Below are 21,384 nucleotides of genomic sequence, written 5' to 3' on the forward strand. Positions count from 1 at the left end.
CTCAGTTGACGACGGTGATGGCGTGCTCCGGGCACAGGCCGGCCGCGGAGCGGACGGTGTCCTCGAACTCCTCGGGCACGTCCGGGGTTTCCACCACGGCGTAGCCGTCGTCGCTCAGGTCGAACACCTCGGGGCAGAGATCGCAGCAGATCCCGTGTCCGCGGCAGCGGTCGTCGTCGACGCTGACCTTCATCGCGTCTCACCCTCGACCGGCGTGAACTCCAGGTGCAGATCGATCAGCCCGCGCAGGATGAACGTCGGGACGTACTGGTAGCGCCGGGCGTCCGCGGGGCCGTGGACGCGCTCGGAGATCCTGATGTCGGACGTGCGGTCCAGCAGCCGCTCGATGGTGACCCGCGCCTCGGCCCGGGCGAGCGGCGCTCCCGGACAGGCGTGGACCCCGCGGCCGAACGCGAGATGACGGCGGACGTTCGTCCTGCGGGCGTCGAAGGCCGTCGGGTTCTCGAACTGGCGCGGGTCGTGGTTGGCGGCGCCGTTCAGCACCATGAGGGTGGTGCCGGCGGGGATGTCGACCCCGCCGACCGTGGTCGGCACCTTCGCCATCCGGAAGTCGCCCTTGATCGGACTCTCGATGCGCAGGCTCTCCTCGATGAAGGCCGGTATGCGCTCGCGTTCGGCGCGCAGCAGTTGTTGCACTTCGGGTTGCTCGGCCATGGTCTTGAGGGCGGAGCTGAGCAGCCGGACCGTGGTCTCCTGGCCCGCCGCGAAGAGGTTGGCGGCGATGCGGACGACATCGGCGACCTCGGGGACCGACCCGTCGGGGAAGGTCGCGGTGGCCAGGCCCGTGAGCACGTCCTCGCGGGGCTCGCGGCGGCGGTCCTCGACGTAGGTGGTGAACCGCTTGTAGAGGTACTCCAGCGGCGAGTGGTGCAGCGTGTCGTCGCCGGTGCTGCCGACGCCGGCCTCGTCCTGCGGCCGGCGCTGGAGGTTCTCCATGAGCCGCGGACGGTCCTCCTCGGGCACGCCGAGCAGGTCGGCGATGACGAGCAGGGTGAAGGGCCCGGCGAACCCGCTGATGAACTCGCCCTCGCCGGGGGCGAGATAGGTGTCCAGCAGACCGTCGGCGAGGTGCCACATGGACGCCTCGTTCTCCTTGAGGCGCTTCGGGGTGATCAGCCGCATCAGCAGGGCGCGGTGGTCCGTGTGCTGGGGCGGGTCCATGGTCGGGAGCTGATCGCTCATCGGGAGCTGGTCACGGTACTGCTCGATGATGTCGCTCACGTCGTCGCCCTCGAGCGGCACCGGGAATCCGGGGAAGGGGCCCGTGACCGAGATGCACGAGGAGAAGGTGTCGGTGTCGTTGTACACCTCCAGGGCCTCGTCGTACCCCGTCACCATCATCACGTCGTGGTGGTTCTCGCGGCCTACGGGGCACTGTCCTCGTAGTGCGTCGAAGTAGGGATAGGGATCCGCCACGAGACTCTCGTCGCGGAAGAAGTCGATCGCCTCGAAGTCGGTCACGGTCCCGGCCGCCTCCCTCTCGGTACGCCCTGGTCGACGAGGGACGCTAGCACAGTTCTCGGGTTGTCGGAATTGATGCTGGTCGATTGCGAGAGCCGGATTCTCGCCCTGTAGACGGCCAAGTTGTGGGCCTCTCGCGACCTCTCGTGACCACTCCCTGACGGCTGCCTGACAACTTGCTGACTTGACGGACGATCGTGTGCGAGAATAGCATTCTCATTCACGAAGACCTGGATTATCGCGCTCTGCGTGCAGCCGACTGGAGGACCAGAGTCCATGGCGCACTTCAAGAAGCCCGAAGCGGGGAGCTGGACCGAGCACCTCAAGATCGACACGGAACCGGTCTCGTACGAGGACTCCATCTCGCCCGAGCACTACGAACGCGAGCGGGACGCCATCTTCCGCCGGACCTGGCTGAACGTCGGGCGCATCGAGCAACTCCCCAAGCGGGGAAGCTTCTTCACCAAGGAGCTGGACGCGGCGCGTACGTCGGTCATCGTGGTGCGGGGCACGGACGACGAGGTACGCGCCTTCCACAACGTGTGCCGGCACCGCGGCAACAAGCTGGTGTGGAACGACTTCCCGCGCGAGGAGACCAGCGGCGTCTGCCGCCAGTTCACCTGCAAGTACCACGCCTGGCGCTACGACCTCGAAGGCAAGTTGGCCTTCGTCCAGCAGGAGGGCGAGTTCTTCGACCTCGACAAGTCGCAGTACGGGCTCAAGCAGGTCCACGCGGAGGTGTGGGAGGGGTTCGTCTTCGTGAACCTCGACCCCGGGAACACCACCCCGCTCAGGGAGTACCTGGGCGAGTTCGCCAAGGGCATCGAGGGCTACCCGTTCCACAAGATGACCCAGGCCCACAAGTACCGCGCCGAGGTCGGCGCCAACTGGAAGCTGTTCATCGACGCGTTCGCCGAGTTCTACCACGCGCCGATCCTGCACGCCGGCCAGTACGTGTCCGACGAGGCCCGCAAGATCCAGAAGTACGGGTACGAGGCGCTCCACTACGACATCGACGGCCCGCACAGCATGGTGTCCTCCTGGGGCGGCATCGCCCCGCCGCACGACCGCACGATGGTCAAGCCCATCGAAGGGGCGCTGCGCAGCGGCCTGTTCGGCCCTTGGGAAGCGCCCGACATCGGACTCGCCACGGAGGACCTGCCCCCGGCCGTCAACCCGACCCGGGACAAGCGCTGGGGCATGGACTCGTTCGTCTTCTTCCCCAACTTCATGGTGCTGATCTGGCGGCCGAACTGGGTGCTCACCTACCACTACTGGCCGACCTCGTACAACACCCACATCTTCGAGGCGACCTGCTACTTCGTCCCACCCGAGAACGCCTTCCAGCGGCTCCAGCAGGAGCTGGCCGCCGTGTCGTTCAAGGAGTACGGCCTCCAGGACGCCAACACCCTGGAGGCGACGCAGTCGATGCTCGAAACGCGCACGGTGGAGAGGTTCCCGCTGAACGACCAGGAAGTGCTCCTGCGCCATCTGCACCAGACGGCCCGCCAGTACGTCCGCGACCACGAGCAGCGCACCGCGTGAGGAGCCCGAGCATGGCTGCTGTCTTTCCGCCCGAGTTCGCCGGCCTGGAGCCGTTCGCCGACTGGGCCGTCCCCACGGAGAAGGCCCGCTACGCCAAGCGGATCGCGAGCACGATGGATGAGCTCGACGCCTTCTACAACACGGCGTTCCCCCTCCTGAAGTCCGGCACGGAGTACCTCCAGCACGTCTCCATGGACGACATCTCCGAACCCGACAAGCACCTTCTCTGGCTGTTCTGCGCGCTGGTGACCGTCGCCTTCCCGGTGGAGGCGTGGCGCCAGCCCAAGGTGCCCGACACCGGGGCCGCCAGCATCGACGCCGTTCTCGAACCGGCCGTCTGATGTCACGCCCGCGCACACCACAGCCCCCCGTCCACCTCCGCGCCGCCCGCATGCTCGACGTGGCGAAGGGCGAACTGGTCGAGCCCGGCGAGCTGTTGATCCAGGACGAGCACATAGTCGAGGTCGCGCCCGCGTCCGTTCCGTCCGACGCGACGGTGATCGACCTCGGCGATGTCACCCTCCTGCCCGGCCTGATGGACATGGAGGTCAACCTGCTCCTCGGCGGGCCCGACCACCGCAGTCCCCTCAACCCCGTGCAGGACGACCCCGCGGTCCGCACCCTGCGCGCCGTCGCCAACGCCCGCCGAACGCTGCGCGCGGGCTTCACGACCGTACGGAACCTCGGTCTGTTCGTGCAGACCGGAGGGCTCCTGCTCGACGTGGCGCTGAAGAAGGCGATCGACCACGGCTGGATCGAAGGGCCCCGGGTCGTCCCCGCCGGGCACGCCATCACGCCGACCGGCGGGCACCTCGATCCCACGATGTTCCAGGCGTTCGCGCCGCACATCATGCCCCTCACCGTCGAGGAGGGCATCGCCAACGGCGTCGACGAGGTACGCAAGGCGGTCCGCTACCAGATCAAGCACGGGGCACGGGTCATCAAGGTCTGTGCCTCGAACGGCGTCATGTCGCACACCGGCCCGGCCGGCGCCCAGCAGTACTCCGACGACGAGTTGCGGGCGATCGTCGACGAGGCGCACCGCGCGGGGCTCAAGGTGGCCGCCCACTGCATGGGGGAACAGGCGCTGCGGGCCGCGCTCGACGCGGGCATCGACTGCATCGAGCACGGGTTCCTCGCCAGTGACGAGGCCATCGAGCTGATGGTCGAACGCGGGACGTTCCTGGTGGCGACCACGTATCTCACCGAGGGCATGGACGTGACGAACGCCGCGCCCGAGCTTCAGGCCAAGGCCGCCGAGGTGTTCCCCCGCTCCCGGGCCACGATCAGCAGGGCCATCCAGCGCGGGGTCCGCATCGCCTGCGGCACGGACGCGCCCGCCATCCCGCACGGCCGCAACGCCAAGGAACTGCTGGCCCTCGTCGACCGCGGCATGACCCCGCTGGCGGCGATCCGGGCCGCGACGACCGTCGCCGCCGAACTCGTCGACGCCGACGACCGGGGCCGTCTGGAGGCCGGACTGCTGGCCGACGTCATCGCCGTCCCCGGCGACCCGCTGACGGACATCGGGGTGACGCAGGACGTCCGGTTCGTGATGAAGGGCGGTCAGGTGTACCGCCATGAGGACGCGGCGGCCTGACCGGGGCGGCTTCCGAGACAGGGGTTGGCTTGGAGGCCGGTTTGTTCGGTGATGTCATCGCCCGTCCCCGGTGATCCGTTGACGGATGTCGGGGTGACGCGGGACGTCCGGTTCGTGATGAAGGGCGGGCTGGTGTATCGCCACGAGGATGCGGGGGTCTGACGGAGGCGGCTTCCGAGACAGGGGTTGGCTTGGAGGCTGGTCTGTTCGGTGGGGTCATCGCCCGTCCCCGGTGATCCGTTGACGGATGTCGGGGTGACGCGGGACGTCCGGTTCGTGATGAAGGGCGGGCAGGTGTATCGCGACGAGGATGCGGCGGCCTGACCGGGGCGGCTTCCGAGACCGGGGGCCGCCCGGTCGTGTCACACCTTGCGTGTGATCCCGCCGTCCACGCGGACGATCGCCCCGGTCGTGAAGCTCGACGCCGCGCTCGCGAAGTGCAGGGCCAGCGGAGCCACGTCCTCGGGCTGCCCGAGCCGGCCCAGCGGCACGAACGAGGGGTCGAAGTCCTCGGCCGCCCACTCCTTGTGGGCCCCGGTGAGGACGGGGCCGGGCAGGATGGCGTTGACGCGTACCTTCGGCGCGTACGCCTCCGCCAGGCCCACGGTGAGGGCGTTGAGGCCCGCCTTCGCACAGGCGTAGGGCAGTTCGTGGACGCTGGCCAGCAGGGACCCGGCCGTACCGATGTTGATGACCGATCCGCCGCCGTGGTCCGCCATGTGCTTCGCGGCGAGGACCGTCAGCCGGAACGGGCCCTTGAGATTGACGGCGAGGGTCTTGTCGTAGAGCTCCTCGCTGACGGCGTCGAGGCTCTGGTACGGGGGCGACATACCGGCGTTGTTGACCAGGACGTCGAGCCCGCCGAGCTCCTCGAGCGTCTCGGTGACGAGCCGCTCGCAGTCGCCCCAGCGGCCGACATGACAGGCGATGCCCACCGCCCGGCGTCCGGTCGACTCCCGCACCTCCGCGGCCGCTGCCCGGCACGCCTCGGCCTTGCGCGAGGCGATGACGACATCGGCACCCGCCTCGGCCAGCGTCTGCACGATGGCCCGGCCGATACCGCGCGAGCCCCCGGTGACCACCGCCACCTTGCCCGTCAAGTCGTGGAGTTTCGCGAAGGACGTCACGTACCTCAGCCTTTCGGTAGCGCGGTCGACAGCTCGCGCCGCAGGAGCTTCCCCGTGGGCGTGTACGGCAGTTCGTCACGGAAGACGACCAGGTCGGGCGTCTTGGAGCCGCGCAGCCGGGTACGGACCCAGGCGCGCAGTGTCTCCGCGTCGACGCTTCGGCCCGTGTGCGTGACGACGAAGGCGGCGATGCGCTCGCCCCACTCCTCGTCCGGGACCCCCACGACGGCGGCCTCGCGCACCGCGTCGTGCCGCAGCAGGACGTCCTCGACCTCGGCGGGGGCGATGTTCTCCCCGCCGCGGATGATGGTGTCGTCGGCGCGGCCCTCGATGAACAGATAGCCGTCGGCGTCGAAGTGGGCGAGATCCCGGGTGTGGAACCAGCCGTCCGCGTCGAGCAGGGCGGCCGCCCCCCGGTACTCCCCGGACACCTGCGAACCGCGCACCCACAACTCGCCGGGGACACCCTCAGGCAGCTCGGCGCCGGACGCGTCCTGGATGCGGGCCTCCACACCCGGGACCATGCGTCCGGCCGAGCGGAGCCGGGCACGCACCGCGGGATCGCCGGAGGAGAGCGCCGCGCGGTGGTCCTCCGGTCCCAGCAGGGCGATGGTCGAGCTGGTCTCGGTGAGGCCGTAGGCGTTGGTGAAACCGGCGTCGGGGAAGGCCCGCAGGGCCGCCTCCAGCACGGTGTGCGGCATACGGGCGCCGCCGTACGCCAGCGAACGCAGCGTCGGCACGCCGGCCGGCCGGCCCGCCAGGTGATCGATGAGGCGGGCCAGCATGGTCGGTACGACCATCGCGGAGGTCACGCCCTCGGTGCGGACCAGCCGCAGCCAGTCCTCGGGGTCGAACGTGCCCAGGTGCACCATGCGGCGGCCGGCGTAGAGGTTGCTGAGCACCGAGCCGACGCCCGCGACGTGATAGGGCGGAACGCTGGTCAGGACCGCGTCGTCCGGCCCGGCGGAGGCGAACTCGACCGTCTGGAGGATGTAGCTGGTCAGATGCCGGTGGCGCAGAACGGCCGCCTTGGGCGCCGCCGTGGTCCCGCTGGTGAACAGCAGCACCGCCGGATCGTCCGCGGAACCCTCCAGACCGACGGCGGGTTCCGCGTCGAGTCCCTCTTTGAGCAGCTCCTCGGGCGTGCGGACGGTGAGCCCGGCCGAGGCGAACACACCGGCGAACGCCTCGTCGGCGACCACCATCGGCTGCTCGGTGTGGGCCAGCAGATCGGTCAACGCCTCTGCGGACAGCCGGTAGTTGACGGGTACGAGCGGCACGCCGGCCAGCGCCGCGCCGAACAGCAGCACGGGGAATGCCGGGCCGTTGACCCCGGCGAACACCAACTCCCGTGCGCCCGACCGGTGGACGAGGGCCGCCACTCCGGCGGCGGTCCGGTGCAGACGCGCGCAGGTGACACCGGAGCCGCGCGGACCGATCGCCACCCGGTCCGGGGAGCCGGCCACTGCCATGTCGAGCAACGTCGCGATGTTCAAGACAGGGTCTTCCTTTCTCGACGGGCGCGAACGGTATTCTACTTACCAGGAAACGTCATTCTCCAGGGAGTTGCCGTGGATTTCGAGCTGACCGAGCAACAGGAGGACATCCGGGCCGGAGTCCATGAACTGGCGGCCTCCTTCGGCCCCGAGTACTGGGCCGAGCAGGACGAACGGGCCGAGTTCCCCTGGGCCTTCTACAACGCCTTCGCCAAGGCCGGCTGGCTGGGCATCGCCGTTCCCGAGGAGTACGGCGGTGGAGGCCTCGGCGTCCTGGAGGCGTCCTTGCTGCTCGAAGAGGTGGCCGCCTCCGGGGCCGGGATGAACGGCTGTAGCAGCATGCACCTGACCATCTTCGGTCTGAACGTCCTCGCCCGGCACGGCAGCGAGGAACTGCGCCGCGAGGTCCTGCCGCACGCCGTCTCCGGTGAACTCCACGTCTGCTTCGGGGTCACCGAACCCGACGCCGGCACCGACACCACCAGCATCTCCACCTTCGCCCGCCGCGACGGCGACCACTACGTCATCAACGGCCGGAAGATCTGGATCACCAAGGCGGGCGACTCGCAGAAGATGGTCCTCCTGGCGCGCACGACCCCGCGCGAGGAGGTCGACAAGCCGACCAAGGGGATCTCCGTCTTCCTCGTCGACGTCGACCGCTCGGCCATGGACATCCGTCCGATCCCCAAGATGGGCCGCAACGCCGTCGCCTCGAACGAGATCTTCATCGACGACCTCCGTGTCCCGGCCCGTGCCCGGATCGGCGAGGAGGGCGAGGGCTTCCGCTATCTGCTCGACGGTCTGAACCCCGAGCGGATCCTGCTCGCTCACGAAGCACTGGGCCTCGGCCGGGCCGCGCTGGACGTGGCGACCCGTTACGCCAATGACCGGGTCGTCTTCGGCCGCCCCATCGGGCAGAACCAGGGCATCGCCTTCCCGCTGGCGGAGTGCCTGACCCGGCTGGACGCGGCGCGGCTGATGGCCCGGAACGCAGCCTGGCGTTACGACCGTGGCCTGAAGTGCGGGCGCGAGGCGAACATGGCCAAGTTCCTGTGCGCCGACGCGGGTTTCCAGGCCGCGGACCGCGCCGTGCAGACCCTGGGCGGTATGGGCTACGCCCGCGAGTACCACGTGGAGCGGTACTTCCGTGAGTCCCGGCTGCTGCGACTGGCCCCGATCAGCCAGGAGATGGTGCTCAACTACGTTTCGCAGCATGTGCTGGGGCTGCCGAGGTCGTACTGAGGCTGAGGCCCGGTCGGGCCCGGCACGACAGGTGCCGGGCCGGCCCGCGGAGCCCCTGATCCCCGGTCAGGACCGGCGGCCGGGATGGCACAGCACCATGACCGCGCGGGCGACGAGTTCGCCGGCACCGCCGAGTTCCTCGCGGTAGCGGGTCGTCATCTCCTGTACGGTCTGCGCGAAGTCGGGGTCGACCACTCGGGGGAGGGCCGGCGCGGGGAGTTCCTGAGTCATCGCACGGCGACGCGCGAGGAGCGCGATGATCTCGTCGTCGAGACGCTCTATCTGGGTCATCGACTGCTTCGCCGTCAGGCCCGCCACGTTGTTCGTCGTCGTCACGAGGATCTCCGTTCTCCTGCGGGAGCCGGGGAGGCCCCTCTCCCGCTCGCTCTCAACGCAGTTGGTCCTTCATCACTTTGCCCGTGGCGTTCAGCGGCAATGCCTCGCGGAACGCCACGGAACGGGGCACCTTGAAACCGGCCATCCGCGCATGGCTCCAGGCGATGAGCTCCGACTCCGTCACCGGTCCCTGCCGGACGACGAAGGCCTTGCCCACCTGACCCATGCGCGCGTCCGGGACGCCGACCACGGCGACCTGCGCCACGGCCGGGTGCTTCAGCAGGAAGCCCTCGATCTCGGCCGGGTAGGCGTTGAAGCCGCCCACGATGAACATGTCCTTCTTCCGGCCGACGATCCGCAGGTATCCCCGGTCGTCCAGCGTCCCGAGGTCGCCCGTGTGCAGCCAGCCGTCCTCGTCGATCGCCTCGGCGGTCGCGTCGAGGTCGCTCAGGTAGCCGAGCATGACGCTGTAGCCGCGCACCAGTACCTCGCCGTCGTCCGCGATGCGCACCTCCACTCCGTCACACGGGGTGCCGACAGTCGTGGCGATGTCCTCGAAGGAGTCGCCCGGACGGGAGGCCGTCACGGTGCCCGCCTCGGTCAGGCCGTACCCGGTCATGATCGACTGGAAGGGCAGTTCGCCGCGGATCCGGCGGATGAGGTCGACCGGGATTTCCGCGGCCCCGGTCACCGCCGCCCGCAGCGAGGACAGGTCCCGTCCGCCCGACGCCTGTGCCTCCAGCAGGGAGTGGTAGAGCGTGGGCGGGCCCGGCAGCATCGTCACCTTCTCGCGCTCGACCAGGTCGAGCACGCGGTCCACCTCGAAGACCGGCACGGGGAGGATGGTGGCTCCCCGTAGCAGCGAGGCGATACAGCCCGCCTTCCAGCCGAAGATGTGGAAGAACGGATTGGCGATCAGATAGCGGTCGCCCTCCCGCAGATCGGCCAGGTCGCACCACTCCGCGTACAGCCGGAGGTTCTGGGCGTGGGTCATCAGCACGCCCTTGGGCCGGCCGGTCGTCCCCGAGGTGAAGATGATGTCGGCGACCTGCTCACCACTCACCTCGCACTCGTACGGCTCACCGCTCGCCAGGAAGCCCGACTTGAGGTCGATCACCGGAACTCCCGGCGGTGACGTGAACTCCAGCCCGAGGAAGCCCTGTTGGACCAGGACGGCCTTGGCGCCGCTCCGCCCGATGATGTCGTGCGCTTCGTCGGCCTTGAACCGGGTGTTCACCGGAACCAGCACACCACCGGCGGTGAGCAGCCCGAACGCGGCGACGATCCACTCGGCGGAGTTGGGCGCCCAGATCGCCACCCGGTCGCCCCTGCCCACCCCCAGCGCCGCGAACGCGCCCGCGGCGATCAGCACCCGGTCGACAAGTTCCGTGAAGGTGAGCCGGAGCGGTCCGTCGACGACCGCTTCGGCGTCACCGAAGCGGTCGGCCGCGCTCAGCACCATCTGGGGGATGGTCTCCCACTTCATGCGTCGATGAGCCGGGCGAGGTTGCCGCCCATGATCTTGGCCTGGTCGGTCTCGCTCATGCCCTTGATGGCGTCGATGTAGGAGACCGGGTCGGCCAGGCCCTCGGGGTGGGGGTAGTCGGAGCCGAACAGCACCCGATCGACGCCGATGATCTTGGCCAGCTCGGCCATGTCCTCCTCCCAGAACGGGCTGATGTGGATCCGTGACTTGACCGCCTCGACCGGGTCGCCCAGGAAGCCCTTCGGCTGCTTCTTGTAGACGTCGGTCAGCTGGTCGAGGAGGGGTACCAGCCAGGAGGAGCCGTTCTCGATGACCGAGATCTTGAGGTTCGGGAACCGGAACAGTGCTCCGTGGCAGACCCAGGAGGCCACGGCGTCGGTGACCGGCCGCCACTCGCCCAGCATCCGGAAGACCTGGGCCTGGAACGGCGTCATCTCCTGCTGCTTGCCCTCCCAGTCGCTCGCGTAGCGGGAGTAGCCGCTGTCGGAGGAGTGCATCCCGACCAGGACTCCGGCCTCCTCCACGAGCTTCCAGAAGGGGTCGAACTCCGGGAGTGCGAAGGACCTCGACCCGCCGAGCCCCGGCACCGGTGCGGGTCGGATCAGGATGGCCCGCGCCCCGCGCTCCAGACACCACTCCAGTTCGGCGATCGCCTTGTCCAGGATCGGCAGACTGATCACGGGTGTGGTGTAGATCCGGTCCTTGTAGTTGAACTGCCAGGTCTCGTGCAGCCACTGGTTGAGGGAGTGGACGACCACATGGATCAGTTCCGGGTCGTCCCGCATCCGCTCCTCGATCAGGCTGGCCAGCGTCGGGAACATCAGCGTGCGCTGGATCCCCAGCTCATCCATGAGCGCCAGTCGGGGCCCGGGTTCACGGAACGCGGGAATCGACTTCATCGGCTCGCCGAACAGCTCCCGGTGCGACTTGCCCTCCGGGTTGCCGTTGCGGAAGTACTCCTCCCACGCGCCCGGCCGGGCCACCACCGAGAAGGTGGGGTTGGGGATGTAGTCGCTGATCTGGCCTCGGATCGCGATCTTTGTACGGCCGTTGACCTGCACGTACTGGATCGCACTCGCGTACCTCTCCGGGAGGTGCCTGGTCAGCGCCTCCGGGGGCTCGTACAGGTGGTTGTCCGCGTCGAAGAGCGGAAACGGCAGCGCACGGGACGTCATGAGACCCTCCTTTGCGTTTTGAGAGAATGGTATTCTCTTCACCTGCCTACGGCAATGTCCTTCCGCAGCCGGAACTTCTGCACCTTGCCGCTCGGCGTCCGGGGGAAGTCCTGGACCTCGTGCAACTCCTCCGGCCACTTCTGCCTGGCCAGGCCGGCCCGCTCGAAGTGGGCGCGCACCTCGTCAAGGCTCGGAAGGGCGTGGCCGGGCCTCAGGCGCAGGAAGGCCGCGGCGTGTTCGCCGAGCCGGGCGTCGGGAGCGGCCACCACGGCCGCCTCCGCGACGGCGGCCAGGGCGAGCAGCGTTTCCTCGACCTCCAGCGCGCTGATGTTCTCGCCGCCACGGATGATCACGTCCGCCTTGCGGTCGGTGATCGTGAGGTATCCGTCCTCGTCGAGCACACCGATGTCGCCCGTGCGGTACCAGCCGTCGTCGTCGAAGGCCTTCGCCGTCAGGTCCGGGTCGGTGTAACCCAGGCACAGGTCCGGGCCCCGGCTGAGGATCTCGCCGTCCTCGTCGAGCCGGAACTCCACGCCGGGCAGCGCCTCGCCGTCCGTGAAGAGCCGCTTGGGTTCGGGTGCGGAGTGCCGGGAGGACGTGATCGAGGGGTGCTCGGTGCTGCCGTACGCGCGGAAGACCCGGATCCCGAGGCCCGCCAGCCGGGTGGTGACGGCCGCCGGGACCGCCGCGCCGCCGAGGCCCGCGTACCTCATGTGCCGCAGATGCCCGGGGGTGAAGTCGGCGTGGTCGAGGAGGCTGGTGACGTAGTACGGGGCGCCGCCTCCGACGTGCAGGCCGTGACGCGTCATCAACTCCAGTACCCGGCCCGGGTCCCATACGTCGGCGAGGTGGACGGGCGCTCCGTCCAGGACCGGGATCAGGAAGGCGTTCACCATGCCGATGAAGTGGCCGACGGGTGCCGCGGTGAGCTGTGTGCCCCGGTCGGGCGGGTAGGCCGCCGCCAGTTGGCGGGTCTCGTGGCCGAGGGTCTGATGGCTGTGGACGACGCCCTTCGGATCCCGTGTCGTGCCCGAAGTGAAGGCGATCAGGGCCGGGCCCGTCGGATCGGCGGGGAGGGGCCGGGGGAGCGGGGTGTCACTCAGGAGGTCGTCGAAGCCTGCGATGCGCGGATGTCGTCGCGCGGCCCCGCCCACCAATCCCACCACGGGGACGTCCGCGCACAGGTCGGGCTGGAACTCCAGCCTTCCGAACCGCTCGGCGGCGATGAAGACGCGCGGCTTGACGGAGTCGAGGATGTAGCCGACCTCCTTGCGCCCGTAGAAGTGGACGATGGGCACGACGACCGCGCCGAGGAACGCCGACGCCCAGAAGACCGCGGCCGCCTCCATCCAGTTGGGCAGCTGGAAGGCGACGGTGTCATCGGCACCCACGCCGCGCTCACGCAGCCCGGCGGCGAGCCTGCGCGCGGTGTGCTCCACGTCCCGGAAGGTCCCGGACCAGGGCCGGACGGCAGAGTGCACCCGGAACTCGGCGTCGGGCGCCGCGGCCAGGCCCCGCGTCAGCAGGTCCCCGATCGTGTCCTTGGTCCACCACCCCTCCGCCTCATAGCGCTTGACCAGCTCTGCGGGGATCTTTCGCATACGTGCTACCTCCAGTGCTGCGGGCGGCTCTTCGAAGCGGAGGACGAACGCATACGCTATTCTCGCCACTGGAGAATGCCAATATCCCCAGGGGGGAATCGCGTGATCGACCTCGACATGGACGGCGGTCTGGCCGTCATCACGATCGACCGCCCCCACGCCCGCAATGCCATCTCCCTCGACGCCATGGGCGAGTTGGAGAAGGCGCTCGATGCGGCGGTGGGCGCGCGGGCCCTGGTGGTCAGGGGCGCCGGCGACCGGGCGTTCGTCTCCGGAGGCGATCTGAAGGAACTCGCCGCGATCCGCAGCGAGGACGAGGCCGCGGCGATGGCGTGGCGGATGCGCGGCATCTGCGACCGGCTCGCGGACTTCCCCGCCCCCGTGATCGCCGCGCTCAACGGCCATGCCCTGGGCGGCGGGGCCGAGGTCGCCGTTGCCGCCGACATCCGGGTTGCCGCGGACGACATCAGGATCGGCTTCACCCAGGTGACGTTGGCGATCATGCCCGCGTGGGGCGGTGCCGAGCGGCTGGCCGCCCTGGTCGGCAGGGGACGGGCACTGATGCTCGCGGGTTCGGGCACCGTGCTGGAGGCCGCAGAGGCCGAGCGGCTCGGGCTGGTCGACCGGGTCCTGCCGCGAGACTCCTTCGAGGAGGGCTGGCGCTCGCTGGCCCGCTCGCTCGCCACCGCTCCGGCCGGGGAGATCAAGCGCGTTGTCGCAGGCGGCACTTCGGCCGACGAGGCGGTGCGCGCCTTCGCACGGCTGTGGACGGCGGACGCGCACTGGGAGGCGGCGGACCGGGCGACGGCTCGCAGGAGCCGCGGCTGATCCGGGAGGTGGCTGTGCGGCAATCCCGTGCCTGTTGTGGGGAGTTGACACGCCCCCGCGGTCGTGGAAGCGGCAGGCGGCGACCCCGGTGGAACCCTGGGGGACCAGGACCGGCGGCCCGCGCTGTCCGGATCAACAGCCTCGACACTCCCTTGTGTCACCACGACATCATCGAGGCCGTGGCGGGCCGGCGGAATCCTCTCGACATGCTCGATATGCCTCCCGCTGACGGCCGACCAGACCTGCGGAGATGACCATGCGCTTCGTCTTCCACTACCCCGAGACCAACGGACCCGACGGCGATGTCCTTGACGCCGGCCCCCTGCACGAGGTGGCCGCCATCCCCATGGCCCGGGTGGGCGAGGTCACCGACATCTCCCACTGCGTGGTGTTCCTGGCCTCGCCGCTGTCCGCCTACGTCACCGGGACCTGGAGCAGCTCAGGTATTGCGGCCCCCGTTGACCCCCATCACCTGACCGGTGATGTAACCGGCCTCCTCGGACACCAGGAAGGAACACGCCGCCGCGATGTCCTCGGGCCGCCCCGGCCGCCGTACCGGTGTGCGCTCCGCGTGGTAGTCCACCGAGCCCCCGAGGTGCCCGCGTTCCTCCGTGGCGCGGAGCATCGGGGTGTCGATGAAGCCGGGCGGGATGGTGTTCACCGTGATGCCCGTCGGGCCCAGTTCGAGAGCGAGGGCCTTGGTGAAGCCGATGAGTCCGGCCTTCGAGGCGACGTAGTGCGTCATGAACTGCTGGCCCGACTGCGCGCTCGACGACGAGATGTTCACGATCCGGCCCCACCCGGCCTCCGTCATGTCCGGCACGACCGCCTGGCAGCAGTAGAAGGGGCCGTTGAGGTTCACGGCCATGATCCGGTTCCACGACTCGTCGGTGATCTTCAGGAAGCTCCTGGTCCCGCTGACGCCGGCGTTGTTGACGAGCACGAGCACCGGACTCAGGGTCTCCCGGACGCGTCGCACCGCGGCGTTCACCTGCATCCGGTCGGACACGTCGACCCCGCCGAAGGCGACCGACTCGTACCCCTTCCCCCGCGACTCCTCGGCCACCCGCTCGGCCGCCTCCGGGTTGAGATCGAGTACGGCGGTGGCGAAGCCGTCCTCGGCGAGCCGCAGCGCGATCGCGCGCCCGATGCCCGATCCGCCGCCCGTGACGACAGCCGTACGTCGCTCCGTCATGTCAGGTCACCGCCCCTGCCGCCTTGAGAGTCAGAATGCGGTCCCAGTCCAGGCCCAGTTCGAGCAGGATCTCCTCGGTCTGCGCGGCGAACTCGGGCGCCGGGCCGAGCTCCGGGGCGCCCACGTCGAACTGCACCGGATTCGCGGCCAGTTCGAGCTCTCCGGCCCGTACGACGTACTCGTTCGCCCTGACCTGCGGATCGACACCCACCTGGAGGGAGTCCTGCACCGGGGCCCACGGCCCGGCCAGTGTGGCGAACCGCTCGGTCCATTCCGCGAGCGTGCGGGTGGCCAGCACCTCGCGCAGGATCTTGACCGCCTCCTCGGTGTGGGCGGCGATCTGCTCGGCGGTGGCGAAGCGCGGATCGTCGGCCAGTTCGGGACGGTCGATGTGCCGGCACACATCGGCCCAGAACTTGCCGGGCTGCATCATGACGAACGCCAGGTAGTGGTCGTCGGCCGTGCGGTACACACCGGAGAGCGGGTTGGTGGGGGAGCCGTGCGCGCCCGCGGGCGGCGCCACCCAGGCCCGGTCGAGGTGGAGGGAGAGGGCGATCCCGTGGCCCATCGCCCACACGCCGCTGCCGAGCAGGGACACGTCCACGACCGACGGCTCGCCCGTACGCTCCCGCTTCAGCAGCGCCGCCGCGATGCCCCCGGCGAGATTGGTGCCGGAGATCGTGTCCCCGTAGGCGGGCGCCGGGGGAGAGATCATGCCCTCGGTACCGGACGGGGTGAGGCTGGCGGCGGTGCCGCCCCGGGCCCAGAAGGCCGTCATGTCGTAACCGCCCTTGCCCGCCTCCCGGCCGCGCGGTCCCAGCGCGCTGCCGCGTGCGTAGATGATGTCCGGCTTCACCGAGCGGATGTCGTCCACGTCGATGCCGAATCTGCCGCGGGCCGAGGGCAGAAAGCTGGTCAGGAACACATCCGACCGGCGGACGAGGTCGTACAGCACCTCCTTCCCCTCCGGGCGTGCCATGTCGAGGCCGATGCTGCGTTTGCCGCGATTGGCGTGCTCCACATTGGGGTTCGGGTCGCCCTCGACCTTGAACGTGCCGGTCTGGCGCAGCCCGCGCTGCGGATCGCCGTTGACGGCGTGCTCCACCTTGATGACGTCCGCGCCCCAGTCGGCGAGCACGGCACCGGCGGACGGGACGAACCCGTACATCGCCACTTCCAGGACCCGTATCCCGGTGAGGGGGCCGCCGCTCATGCGACCACCGCACCGAAGGTCTTGCGTTCCATGAACTCCTCCAGACCGTCCACGCCCTTTTCCCTGCCGATGCCCGACTGCTTGTAGCCCCCGAAGGGGGCGTCGGGGAAGAAGTAGTTGCCGCCGTTGATGCTGAACGTGCCGGTGCGGACGCGGCGCGCCAGAGCGACCGCGCGTTCGCGGTCACGGCTGTGGACCGCGCCGGACAGCCCGTAGACCGAGTCGTTGGCGATGCGTACGGCGTCGTCCTCGTCGTCGTACGGAATCATCGCGAGGACCGGTCCGAAGACCTCCTCCTGCGCCAGCTCACCGGCCGGATCGACCCCGGTGAGCAGGGTCGGCGTGTAGAAGAAGCCGGGGTCCACCCGCTTGCCGCCGGTCACGAGCGTCGCGCCCGCTGCCACCGCCCGCTGGACCATGCCGTCGACCTTGTCGCGCTGCCACTCGCTGATCAGCGGGCCCATGTACGTCTTCGGGTGGCCGGGGTCGCCGTGGCGCACCCGGTCGAGGGAGGCAGCGACCTGCTCGACGATCGTGTCCTGGTGCCGCCTGGGCACGAGCATCCGGGAGGTGATCGCGCAGCTCTGGCCGGCGTGCAGACAGATCATGTACGCCGCATAGCGTGCGGCGGCGGCGAAGTCGGCGTCGTCGAGCACGATCAGGGCGGACTTGCCGCCGAGTTCGAGGAACACCTTCTTCACCGTGCCGCTCGCGTCGGCCATGATGCGACGGCCGGTGGCGGTGGACCCGGTGAAGCTGACCATGTCGATATCGGCATGGGTGGTGAGCAGTTCACCGACCGCCGCGTCGGACGAGGTCAGGACGTTGACCACGCCGGGCGGGATGTCCGTGTGCTCTGCGATCAGTTCACCCAGGGCCAGCGTGATCAGCGGTGTGTCCGGGGCGCCCTTCAGTACGACCGTGCAGCCCGCCGCGAGCGCCGGGGCCAGCTTGGCGAGGGCGAGCTGGGTGGGGTAGTTGTACGGGACGATCGCCGCGAGGACCCCTCCGGCTTCCTTCTCCACCCAGCGGTGATGGCGCTGCCCCAGGTACTCCACCACGCCGAGGTCCTCCGTCAGCGGGTGGCTTCCGAGCAACTCGGCGTAGTAGCGGACCAGTTCCACGGGCTCGTCGAGCTGCTGGCCGTGCGTGAGCATGCGGGGTGCGCCGACCTCGGCGATCGTCAGCTCGCGCAGCTCCTCCAGATGTTCCGTGAGCGCACGGTGGAGCTGGTCGAGGCAGTGGACGCGGAACTCCTTGTCGGTCGGCCAGCTCGTGGTGTCGAAGGCGCGACGGGCGGCCGCCACGGCGGCTTCGGCCTGCTCGACCGAGGCGTCGGGAGCCTGGCCGAGGACATCGCCGGTGGCGGGGTTGAGCGTGGCGAACGTCCGGGGCGCGTCGACGAGTCGTCCGTCGATGAGCAGGCGCCGCGCGCTGTTCGGGACTGGCATCCCGTCACCTTCCCAGGAGTTTCCCAGCAGATTCCCAGCAGTGGAAATAGCGTTCTCGCAGTGCGAGATCATAGGCCTCGCTGACAGAGAACCATAGCCTGAGCGTGGAGGTTGCGTCACGGCCTCGGTATGACCCTGGTGTGCTGGCGCGATGTGACATTAAGTCGTCACAGGCCCTTCCGGGTGAAGCGGAGTTGAAAGTATGGTTCTCGCATTCGGAAGGGAGATTCTTGTGATCCGAGACCGAACCATCGCCAAGGCCTCCACGCCATGACTCGCATCGGGGTCATAGGCGCCGGTCGGATGGGCAGGCCGATGGTGCGGCGACTCGCCGCGGCGGGTCACGAGGTGCGGGTGCTCGGCCGGTCGCCCGAGGCCCGCGACGCACTCGGGCAGGAACCCGCACGCGTCGTCTCCGAGCCGGCGGATGTCGGTGACCAGGCCGACGCCGTGCTGGTCTGTGTCCACACCGACGATCAGGTGCGGGACGTCTGCCTCGACAGCACACTGCTGGGTGCGATGCCGCGCGGAGCCGTCCTGGTCGTCCACACCACCGGCAGCCCGCACACGGTCGAGGCCATCGCCGCCCGCGGCGCGTCCCACGGGATCGACGTGATCGACGCGCCGGTCAGCGGCGGCCCGCCCGACGCCGAGGCGGGCCGCGTCACCCTCTTCGTGGGCGGCACCGAAGACACCGTGGGCCGCGTCCGGCCCGTGCTGCGCAGCTACGGCGACCCGGTGCTGCATGTCGGTCCGCTGGGCAGCGGACAGCGGGTGAAGCTGGTCAACAACGCGGTGTTCGCGGCCCAGATCGGCCTGCTGTCCCACGCGGCCCGGCTCGGCGGGCAGTTGGGCGTCGAGGAGACAGCCCTCCTGACCGCTCTCACCCACGGCAGCGCCGCGAGCCGCGCCCTCGCCGGAGTCGTACGGCGCGGCTCGGTCACCGAGTTCGCCCGGGCGACGGCGGAATTCCTCGGCAAGGACCTCGACGTCGTACGAACGGTCGCCGACGAACTCGGCGGCGACCTGGGCGTCCTGGCCCCGGCTCTCGACGCGCTGTCCGACGCGACAGCGCCCACCGGCGTGAGCCGAACGGCAACGGCACCACAGACCACGTAGGAAAGGGACCATCCATGGGACGAGTTGAGGGCAAGGTCGCGTTCATCACGGGCGCGGCACGCGGTCAGGGCCGCAGCCACGCCGTACGGCTGGCCGAGGAGGGCGCCGACATCATCGCGGTGGACCTGTGCCGCGACTACGAGACGGTCGGCTACCCGATGGCCACCCCCGAGGACCTGAAGGAGACGGTCCGGCTGGTCGAGGAGCACGGCCGCCGCATCGTGGCGCTCCAGGCCGACGTCCGCGACGTGGGCGCGCTCCGCGAGGCCCTGGAGACCGGTCTCGGTGAACTCGGCGGGCTGGACATCGTGGTGGCCCAGGCAGGCATCGCCCCGCTGCACGGCGAACCCAAACTCCAGGCCTGGTGCGACGCGATCGACGTCGACCTCATCGGCTCCATCAACGCGATCCAGATCTCCCTGCCGCATCTGCGCGAAGGCGCCTGCGTCATCGCCACCGGCTCCACGGCCGCCCTCATGGAGCACGGCATCGTGGACACCCCGGGCGCCAATCCGGGCGGCTCCGGCTACGCCTACGCCAAGCGGGCTCTGTCGGAGTACATCCACGAACTCGCCCGCAATCTGGCACCGTTGAAGCAGCGCGCCAACGTCATCCACCCGACCAACGTCGACACCCGGATGCTCCAGAGCGACCCGATGTACAAGTCGTTCCGCCCCGACCTCGAACACCCCACACGCCAGGACGCCGAGCCCGGGTTCGCGGTGCAGCAGGCCATGCCCATCCCGTACGTCGAACCGGTGGACATCAGCAACGCCGTCCTGTTCCTCGCCTCGGACGAGGCCCGCTACATCACCGGCACCCAGCTGCGTGTGGACGCCGGCGGTTACCTCAAGTGGTACGACTGGCGCCGCTGATCCACAGGACTCCGACCGCGACAGGGAGGCAAGCAGTGAAGGTTCGGGTCGATCCGGAGCGCTGCCAGGGCCACACGCTCTGCTGGATGACCGCTCCGAAGGCGTTTCAGCTGGACGATGTCGACGGCCACTCCTCGGCCGTCAGCGAGGACGTACCGGCCGACCAGGAGGAGGACGTGCGGGAAGCCGTGCACTCCTGCCCGGAACGGGCCATCCAGATCTTCTGAAGGGGGAGTCCCCATGAGCGAGGCCGTCAGCGACGACGACCGCAAGAAGAACCGAGTGCACTTCGACCGGCACACACCTGAGTACCGGCACGAGTTCGAGGACACCACCCACGAGCTGCACGCCAAGTGTCCCATCGCCTGGACGGACACCTACGACGGCCACTGGGTCGCCAGCGGCAACCGCGAGGTGTTCGAACTGGCCCGGTCCGCGGAGTTCCTCTCCAACGACCGCGACGTCAAGGGCGTCAGGCGCGGCTACAAGGGCATCACCATCCCCTCGCCGCCCCGCGCCGCCGAAGTGCAGGGCGGATTCCTGGAGATGGACCCGCCGGAGCAGCGTCACTACCGCCAGACACTCAACCCCTATCTCTCCCCGGCGGCCGTCAGCCGCTGGATACCCCTCGTCGACGAGGTGGTGCGGGCCTGTCTCGACGAAAAGATCGAGGAGGGGCGGATCGACTTCGTCGACGACCTGGCCAACATCGTCCCGGCCGTCCTCACGCTGGCGATGATGGGCATTCCCCTCAAGGACTGGACCGTCTACAACGAGCCGGCGCACGCCTCGGTCTACACCCCGCCGAACTCACCCGACATGGAGCGCGTCACCGAGCTGGGCCGGAACATGGGCCTGGCCCTGTACACGGCGATCCAGGAGATCCGGGAGCAGCCCCGGCCGGGCCTGGTGGACGCTCTCGTACGTGTGGAGATCAACGGAAAGACGCCGCCCGACCTGGAGTTGCTCGGGGTGCTGGCCCTGCTCATCGGCGGCGGATTCGACACCACCACGGCGCTCACCGCGCACGCGCTGGAATGGCTGGGCGACAACCCCGGGGAGCGCGACCGGCTCAGCCGCGACCGGGACACCCTGCTGGACTCCGCGACCGAGGAATTCCTGCGCTTCTACACCCCCGCACCGGGCGACGGACGCACCATCTCGGCCGACTGCGAGATCGCCGGCCAGCGCTTCGAGGAGGGCGAACGCCTCTGGCTGTCCTGGGCCATGGCCAACCGCGACCCGTCCGTCTTCCCCGACCCCGACCGGGTCGACCTGGAACGCAAGGGCAACCGGCACAGCAGCTTCGGCCTCGGTATCCACCGCTGCATCGGCTCGAACGTCGCCCGCATGGTGTTCAAGCGGATGGTGACGGCCGTGTTCGACCGGATGCCGGACTACCGCTGCGACCCCGACGGAACGGTCCACTACGAGACCATCGGCGTCATCCAGGGCATGCGCCACCTCCCGGCGACCTTCACGCCCGGCAAGCGCCTCGGCCCCTCCCTCGACGAGACCCTGGAGACCCTCCAGAAGGCCTGCGTCGAACAGCGTCTCGCCGAACCGGTCACCGTGCGGACCGCCCGGGCGAACATCGCCCGCTGAAAGGGAGG

At 69.5% G+C, this 21,384-nt stretch carries 20 protein-coding genes; 9 read left to right on the forward strand and 11 right to left on the reverse strand.

The annotated features are described in order from the left end of the window. Position 1: 1 nt before the first annotated feature. Together KCH87_RS25400 and KCH87_RS50470 are read right to left on the reverse strand one after the other, a co-directional pair. Positions 2 to 193: a ferredoxin gene (locus KCH87_RS25400; RefSeq protein WP_210588548.1), complete on the reverse strand. Its 192-nt coding sequence runs from the start codon at positions 191 to 193 to the stop codon at positions 2 to 4. After that, positions 190 to 1,482, reverse strand: coding sequence for a cytochrome P450 (locus KCH87_RS50470; RefSeq protein ID WP_210588549.1), 1,293 nt, complete (start codon positions 1,480 to 1,482; stop codon positions 190 to 192). The genes KCH87_RS25400 and KCH87_RS50470 overlap by 4 nt, the downstream gene beginning before the upstream one ends. Before the next feature lie 276 nt (positions 1,483 to 1,758). Between KCH87_RS50470 and KCH87_RS25410 the strand changes: the two genes are divergently transcribed. The 3 genes from KCH87_RS25410 to KCH87_RS25420 are packed head-to-tail and all read left to right on the forward strand — an operon-like array spanning position 1,759 to position 4,627. Beyond that, positions 1,759 to 3,027, forward strand: a complete 1,269-nt coding sequence (locus KCH87_RS25410) for an aromatic ring-hydroxylating dioxygenase subunit alpha (RefSeq protein WP_210588550.1) — start codon at positions 1,759 to 1,761, stop codon at positions 3,025 to 3,027. A gap of 11 nt (positions 3,028 to 3,038) precedes the next feature. Next, positions 3,039 to 3,368, forward strand: coding sequence for a hypothetical protein (locus KCH87_RS25415; protein WP_210588551.1), 330 nt, complete (start codon positions 3,039 to 3,041; stop codon positions 3,366 to 3,368). After that, a complete protein-coding gene (locus tag KCH87_RS25420) occupies positions 3,368 to 4,627 on the forward strand; it encodes an amidohydrolase family protein (RefSeq protein ID WP_210588552.1) in 1,260 nt (419 codons plus the stop codon). Before KCH87_RS25415 ends, KCH87_RS25420 begins: the two co-directional genes overlap by 1 nt. Before the next feature lie 362 nt (positions 4,628 to 4,989). Here the strand turns inward: KCH87_RS25420 and KCH87_RS25425 are convergent, their stop codons facing one another. Continuing rightward, complete coding sequence (locus KCH87_RS25425) at positions 4,990 to 5,754, reverse strand: SDR family NAD(P)-dependent oxidoreductase (protein ID WP_210588553.1); 765 nt, start codon at positions 5,752 to 5,754, stop codon at positions 4,990 to 4,992. A gap of 5 nt (positions 5,755 to 5,759) precedes the next feature. Continuing rightward, positions 5,760 to 7,250, reverse strand: coding sequence for a class I adenylate-forming enzyme family protein (locus KCH87_RS25430; protein ID WP_210588554.1), 1,491 nt, complete (start codon positions 7,248 to 7,250; stop codon positions 5,760 to 5,762). A 75-nt stretch (positions 7,251 to 7,325) separates the two neighbouring features. Here KCH87_RS25430 and KCH87_RS25435 point away from each other — a divergent pair, with 75 nt between their 5' ends. Beyond that, positions 7,326 to 8,492, forward strand: coding sequence for an acyl-CoA dehydrogenase family protein (locus KCH87_RS25435; protein ID WP_210588555.1), 1,167 nt, complete (start codon positions 7,326 to 7,328; stop codon positions 8,490 to 8,492). Between the two features lie 66 nt (positions 8,493 to 8,558). Here the strand turns inward: KCH87_RS25435 and KCH87_RS25440 are convergent, their stop codons facing one another. From KCH87_RS25440 to KCH87_RS25455, 4 genes are read right to left on the reverse strand one after another with little or no spacing between them, the layout of a single operon-like run. Next, complete coding sequence (locus KCH87_RS25440; RefSeq protein WP_210588556.1) at positions 8,559 to 8,828, reverse strand: hypothetical protein; 270 nt, start codon at positions 8,826 to 8,828, stop codon at positions 8,559 to 8,561. Between the two features lie 52 nt (positions 8,829 to 8,880). Further along, positions 8,881 to 10,314: a FadD3 family acyl-CoA ligase gene (locus tag KCH87_RS25445; RefSeq protein WP_210588557.1), complete on the reverse strand. Its 1,434-nt coding sequence runs from the start codon at positions 10,312 to 10,314 to the stop codon at positions 8,881 to 8,883. Beyond that, positions 10,311 to 11,489 carry an amidohydrolase family protein gene (locus KCH87_RS25450; protein ID WP_210588558.1) on the reverse strand — a complete coding sequence of 393 codons (1,179 nt, stop codon included), beginning with the start codon at positions 11,487 to 11,489 and terminating at the stop codon, positions 10,311 to 10,313. The genes KCH87_RS25445 and KCH87_RS25450 overlap by 4 nt, the downstream gene beginning before the upstream one ends. Positions 11,490 to 11,527: 38 nt before the next feature. Next, positions 11,528 to 13,090, reverse strand: a complete 1,563-nt coding sequence (locus KCH87_RS25455) for an AMP-binding protein (protein WP_210588559.1) — start codon at positions 13,088 to 13,090, stop codon at positions 11,528 to 11,530. 102 nt (positions 13,091 to 13,192) lie between these two features. Here KCH87_RS25455 and KCH87_RS25460 point away from each other — a divergent pair, with 102 nt between their 5' ends. Next, positions 13,193 to 13,918, forward strand: a complete 726-nt coding sequence (locus KCH87_RS25460; RefSeq protein WP_210588560.1) for an enoyl-CoA hydratase/isomerase family protein — start codon at positions 13,193 to 13,195, stop codon at positions 13,916 to 13,918. Positions 13,919 to 14,357: 439 nt separating this feature from the next. Here the strand turns inward: KCH87_RS25460 and KCH87_RS25465 are convergent, their stop codons facing one another. The 3 genes from KCH87_RS25465 to KCH87_RS25475 are packed head-to-tail and all read right to left on the reverse strand — an operon-like array spanning position 14,358 to position 17,777. Further along, entirely contained in the window at positions 14,358 to 15,113 is a 756-nt protein-coding gene (locus KCH87_RS25465) for an SDR family NAD(P)-dependent oxidoreductase (protein ID WP_210588561.1), read from the reverse strand. A gap of 1 nt (position 15,114) precedes the next feature. After that, positions 15,115 to 16,326: a CaiB/BaiF CoA-transferase family protein gene (locus KCH87_RS25470; RefSeq protein WP_210588562.1), complete on the reverse strand. Its 1,212-nt coding sequence runs from the start codon at positions 16,324 to 16,326 to the stop codon at positions 15,115 to 15,117. After that, positions 16,323 to 17,777, reverse strand: coding sequence for an aldehyde dehydrogenase family protein (locus KCH87_RS25475; RefSeq protein ID WP_210588563.1), 1,455 nt, complete (start codon positions 17,775 to 17,777; stop codon positions 16,323 to 16,325). Before KCH87_RS25475 ends, KCH87_RS25470 begins: the two co-directional genes overlap by 4 nt. Positions 17,778 to 17,990: 213 nt before the next feature. Between KCH87_RS25475 and KCH87_RS25480 the strand changes: the two genes are divergently transcribed. Genes KCH87_RS25480 through KCH87_RS25495 form a run of 4 tightly spaced genes read left to right on the forward strand, consistent with a single transcriptional unit; the run spans position 17,991 to position 21,376 of the window. Further along, a complete protein-coding gene (locus tag KCH87_RS25480) occupies positions 17,991 to 18,896 on the forward strand; it encodes an NAD(P)-dependent oxidoreductase (RefSeq protein ID WP_308298914.1) in 906 nt (301 codons plus the stop codon). A 14-nt stretch (positions 18,897 to 18,910) separates the two neighbouring features. After that, positions 18,911 to 19,771, forward strand: a complete 861-nt coding sequence (locus tag KCH87_RS25485) for a mycofactocin-coupled SDR family oxidoreductase (protein ID WP_210588564.1) — start codon at positions 18,911 to 18,913, stop codon at positions 19,769 to 19,771. Between the two features lie 35 nt (positions 19,772 to 19,806). Beyond that, positions 19,807 to 19,998, forward strand: coding sequence for a ferredoxin (locus KCH87_RS50135; protein ID WP_210588565.1), 192 nt, complete (start codon positions 19,807 to 19,809; stop codon positions 19,996 to 19,998). A 13-nt stretch (positions 19,999 to 20,011) separates the two neighbouring features. After that, positions 20,012 to 21,376 (forward strand): cytochrome P450, encoded by a 1,365-nt coding sequence (locus KCH87_RS25495; RefSeq protein ID WP_210588566.1) that lies wholly within the window; start codon positions 20,012 to 20,014, stop codon positions 21,374 to 21,376. The last annotated feature ends 8 nt before the right edge of the window (positions 21,377 to 21,384 follow it).

The sequence above is a fragment of the Streptomyces sp. GESEQ-35 genome, assembly GCF_017948485.1.
Classification (GTDB): Bacteria; Actinomycetota; Actinomycetes; order Streptomycetales; family Streptomycetaceae; genus Streptomyces.

Excerpts from the sequence above, each read along its gene's own strand:
- KCH87_RS25400 (WP_210588548.1), bottom strand. The coding sequence starts at position 193 with ATGAAGGTCAGCGTCGACGACGACCGCTGCCGCGGACACGGGATCTGC.
- KCH87_RS25410 (WP_210588550.1), top strand. The coding sequence starts at position 1,759 with ATGGCGCACTTCAAGAAGCCCGAAGCGGGGAGCTGGACCGAGCACCTC.
- KCH87_RS25415 (WP_210588551.1), top strand. The coding sequence starts at position 3,039 with ATGGCTGCTGTCTTTCCGCCCGAGTTCGCCGGCCTGGAGCCGTTCGCC.
- KCH87_RS25420 (WP_210588552.1), top strand. The coding sequence starts at position 3,368 with ATGTCACGCCCGCGCACACCACAGCCCCCCGTCCACCTCCGCGCCGCC.
- KCH87_RS25445 (WP_210588557.1), bottom strand. The coding sequence starts at position 10,314 with ATGAAGTGGGAGACCATCCCCCAGATGGTGCTGAGCGCGGCCGACCGC.
- KCH87_RS25450 (WP_210588558.1), bottom strand. The coding sequence starts at position 11,489 with ATGACGTCCCGTGCGCTGCCGTTTCCGCTCTTCGACGCGGACAACCAC.
- KCH87_RS25455 (WP_210588559.1), bottom strand. The coding sequence starts at position 13,090 with ATGCGAAAGATCCCCGCAGAGCTGGTCAAGCGCTATGAGGCGGAGGGG.
- KCH87_RS25465 (WP_210588561.1), bottom strand. The coding sequence starts at position 15,113 with ATGACGGAGCGACGTACGGCTGTCGTCACGGGCGGCGGATCGGGCATC.
- KCH87_RS25470 (WP_210588562.1), bottom strand. The coding sequence starts at position 16,326 with ATGAGCGGCGGCCCCCTCACCGGGATACGGGTCCTGGAAGTGGCGATG.
- KCH87_RS25475 (WP_210588563.1), bottom strand. The coding sequence starts at position 17,777 with ATGCCAGTCCCGAACAGCGCGCGGCGCCTGCTCATCGACGGACGACTC.
- KCH87_RS25485 (WP_210588564.1), top strand. The coding sequence starts at position 18,911 with ATGGGACGAGTTGAGGGCAAGGTCGCGTTCATCACGGGCGCGGCACGC.
- KCH87_RS25495 (WP_210588566.1), top strand. The coding sequence starts at position 20,012 with ATGAGCGAGGCCGTCAGCGACGACGACCGCAAGAAGAACCGAGTGCAC.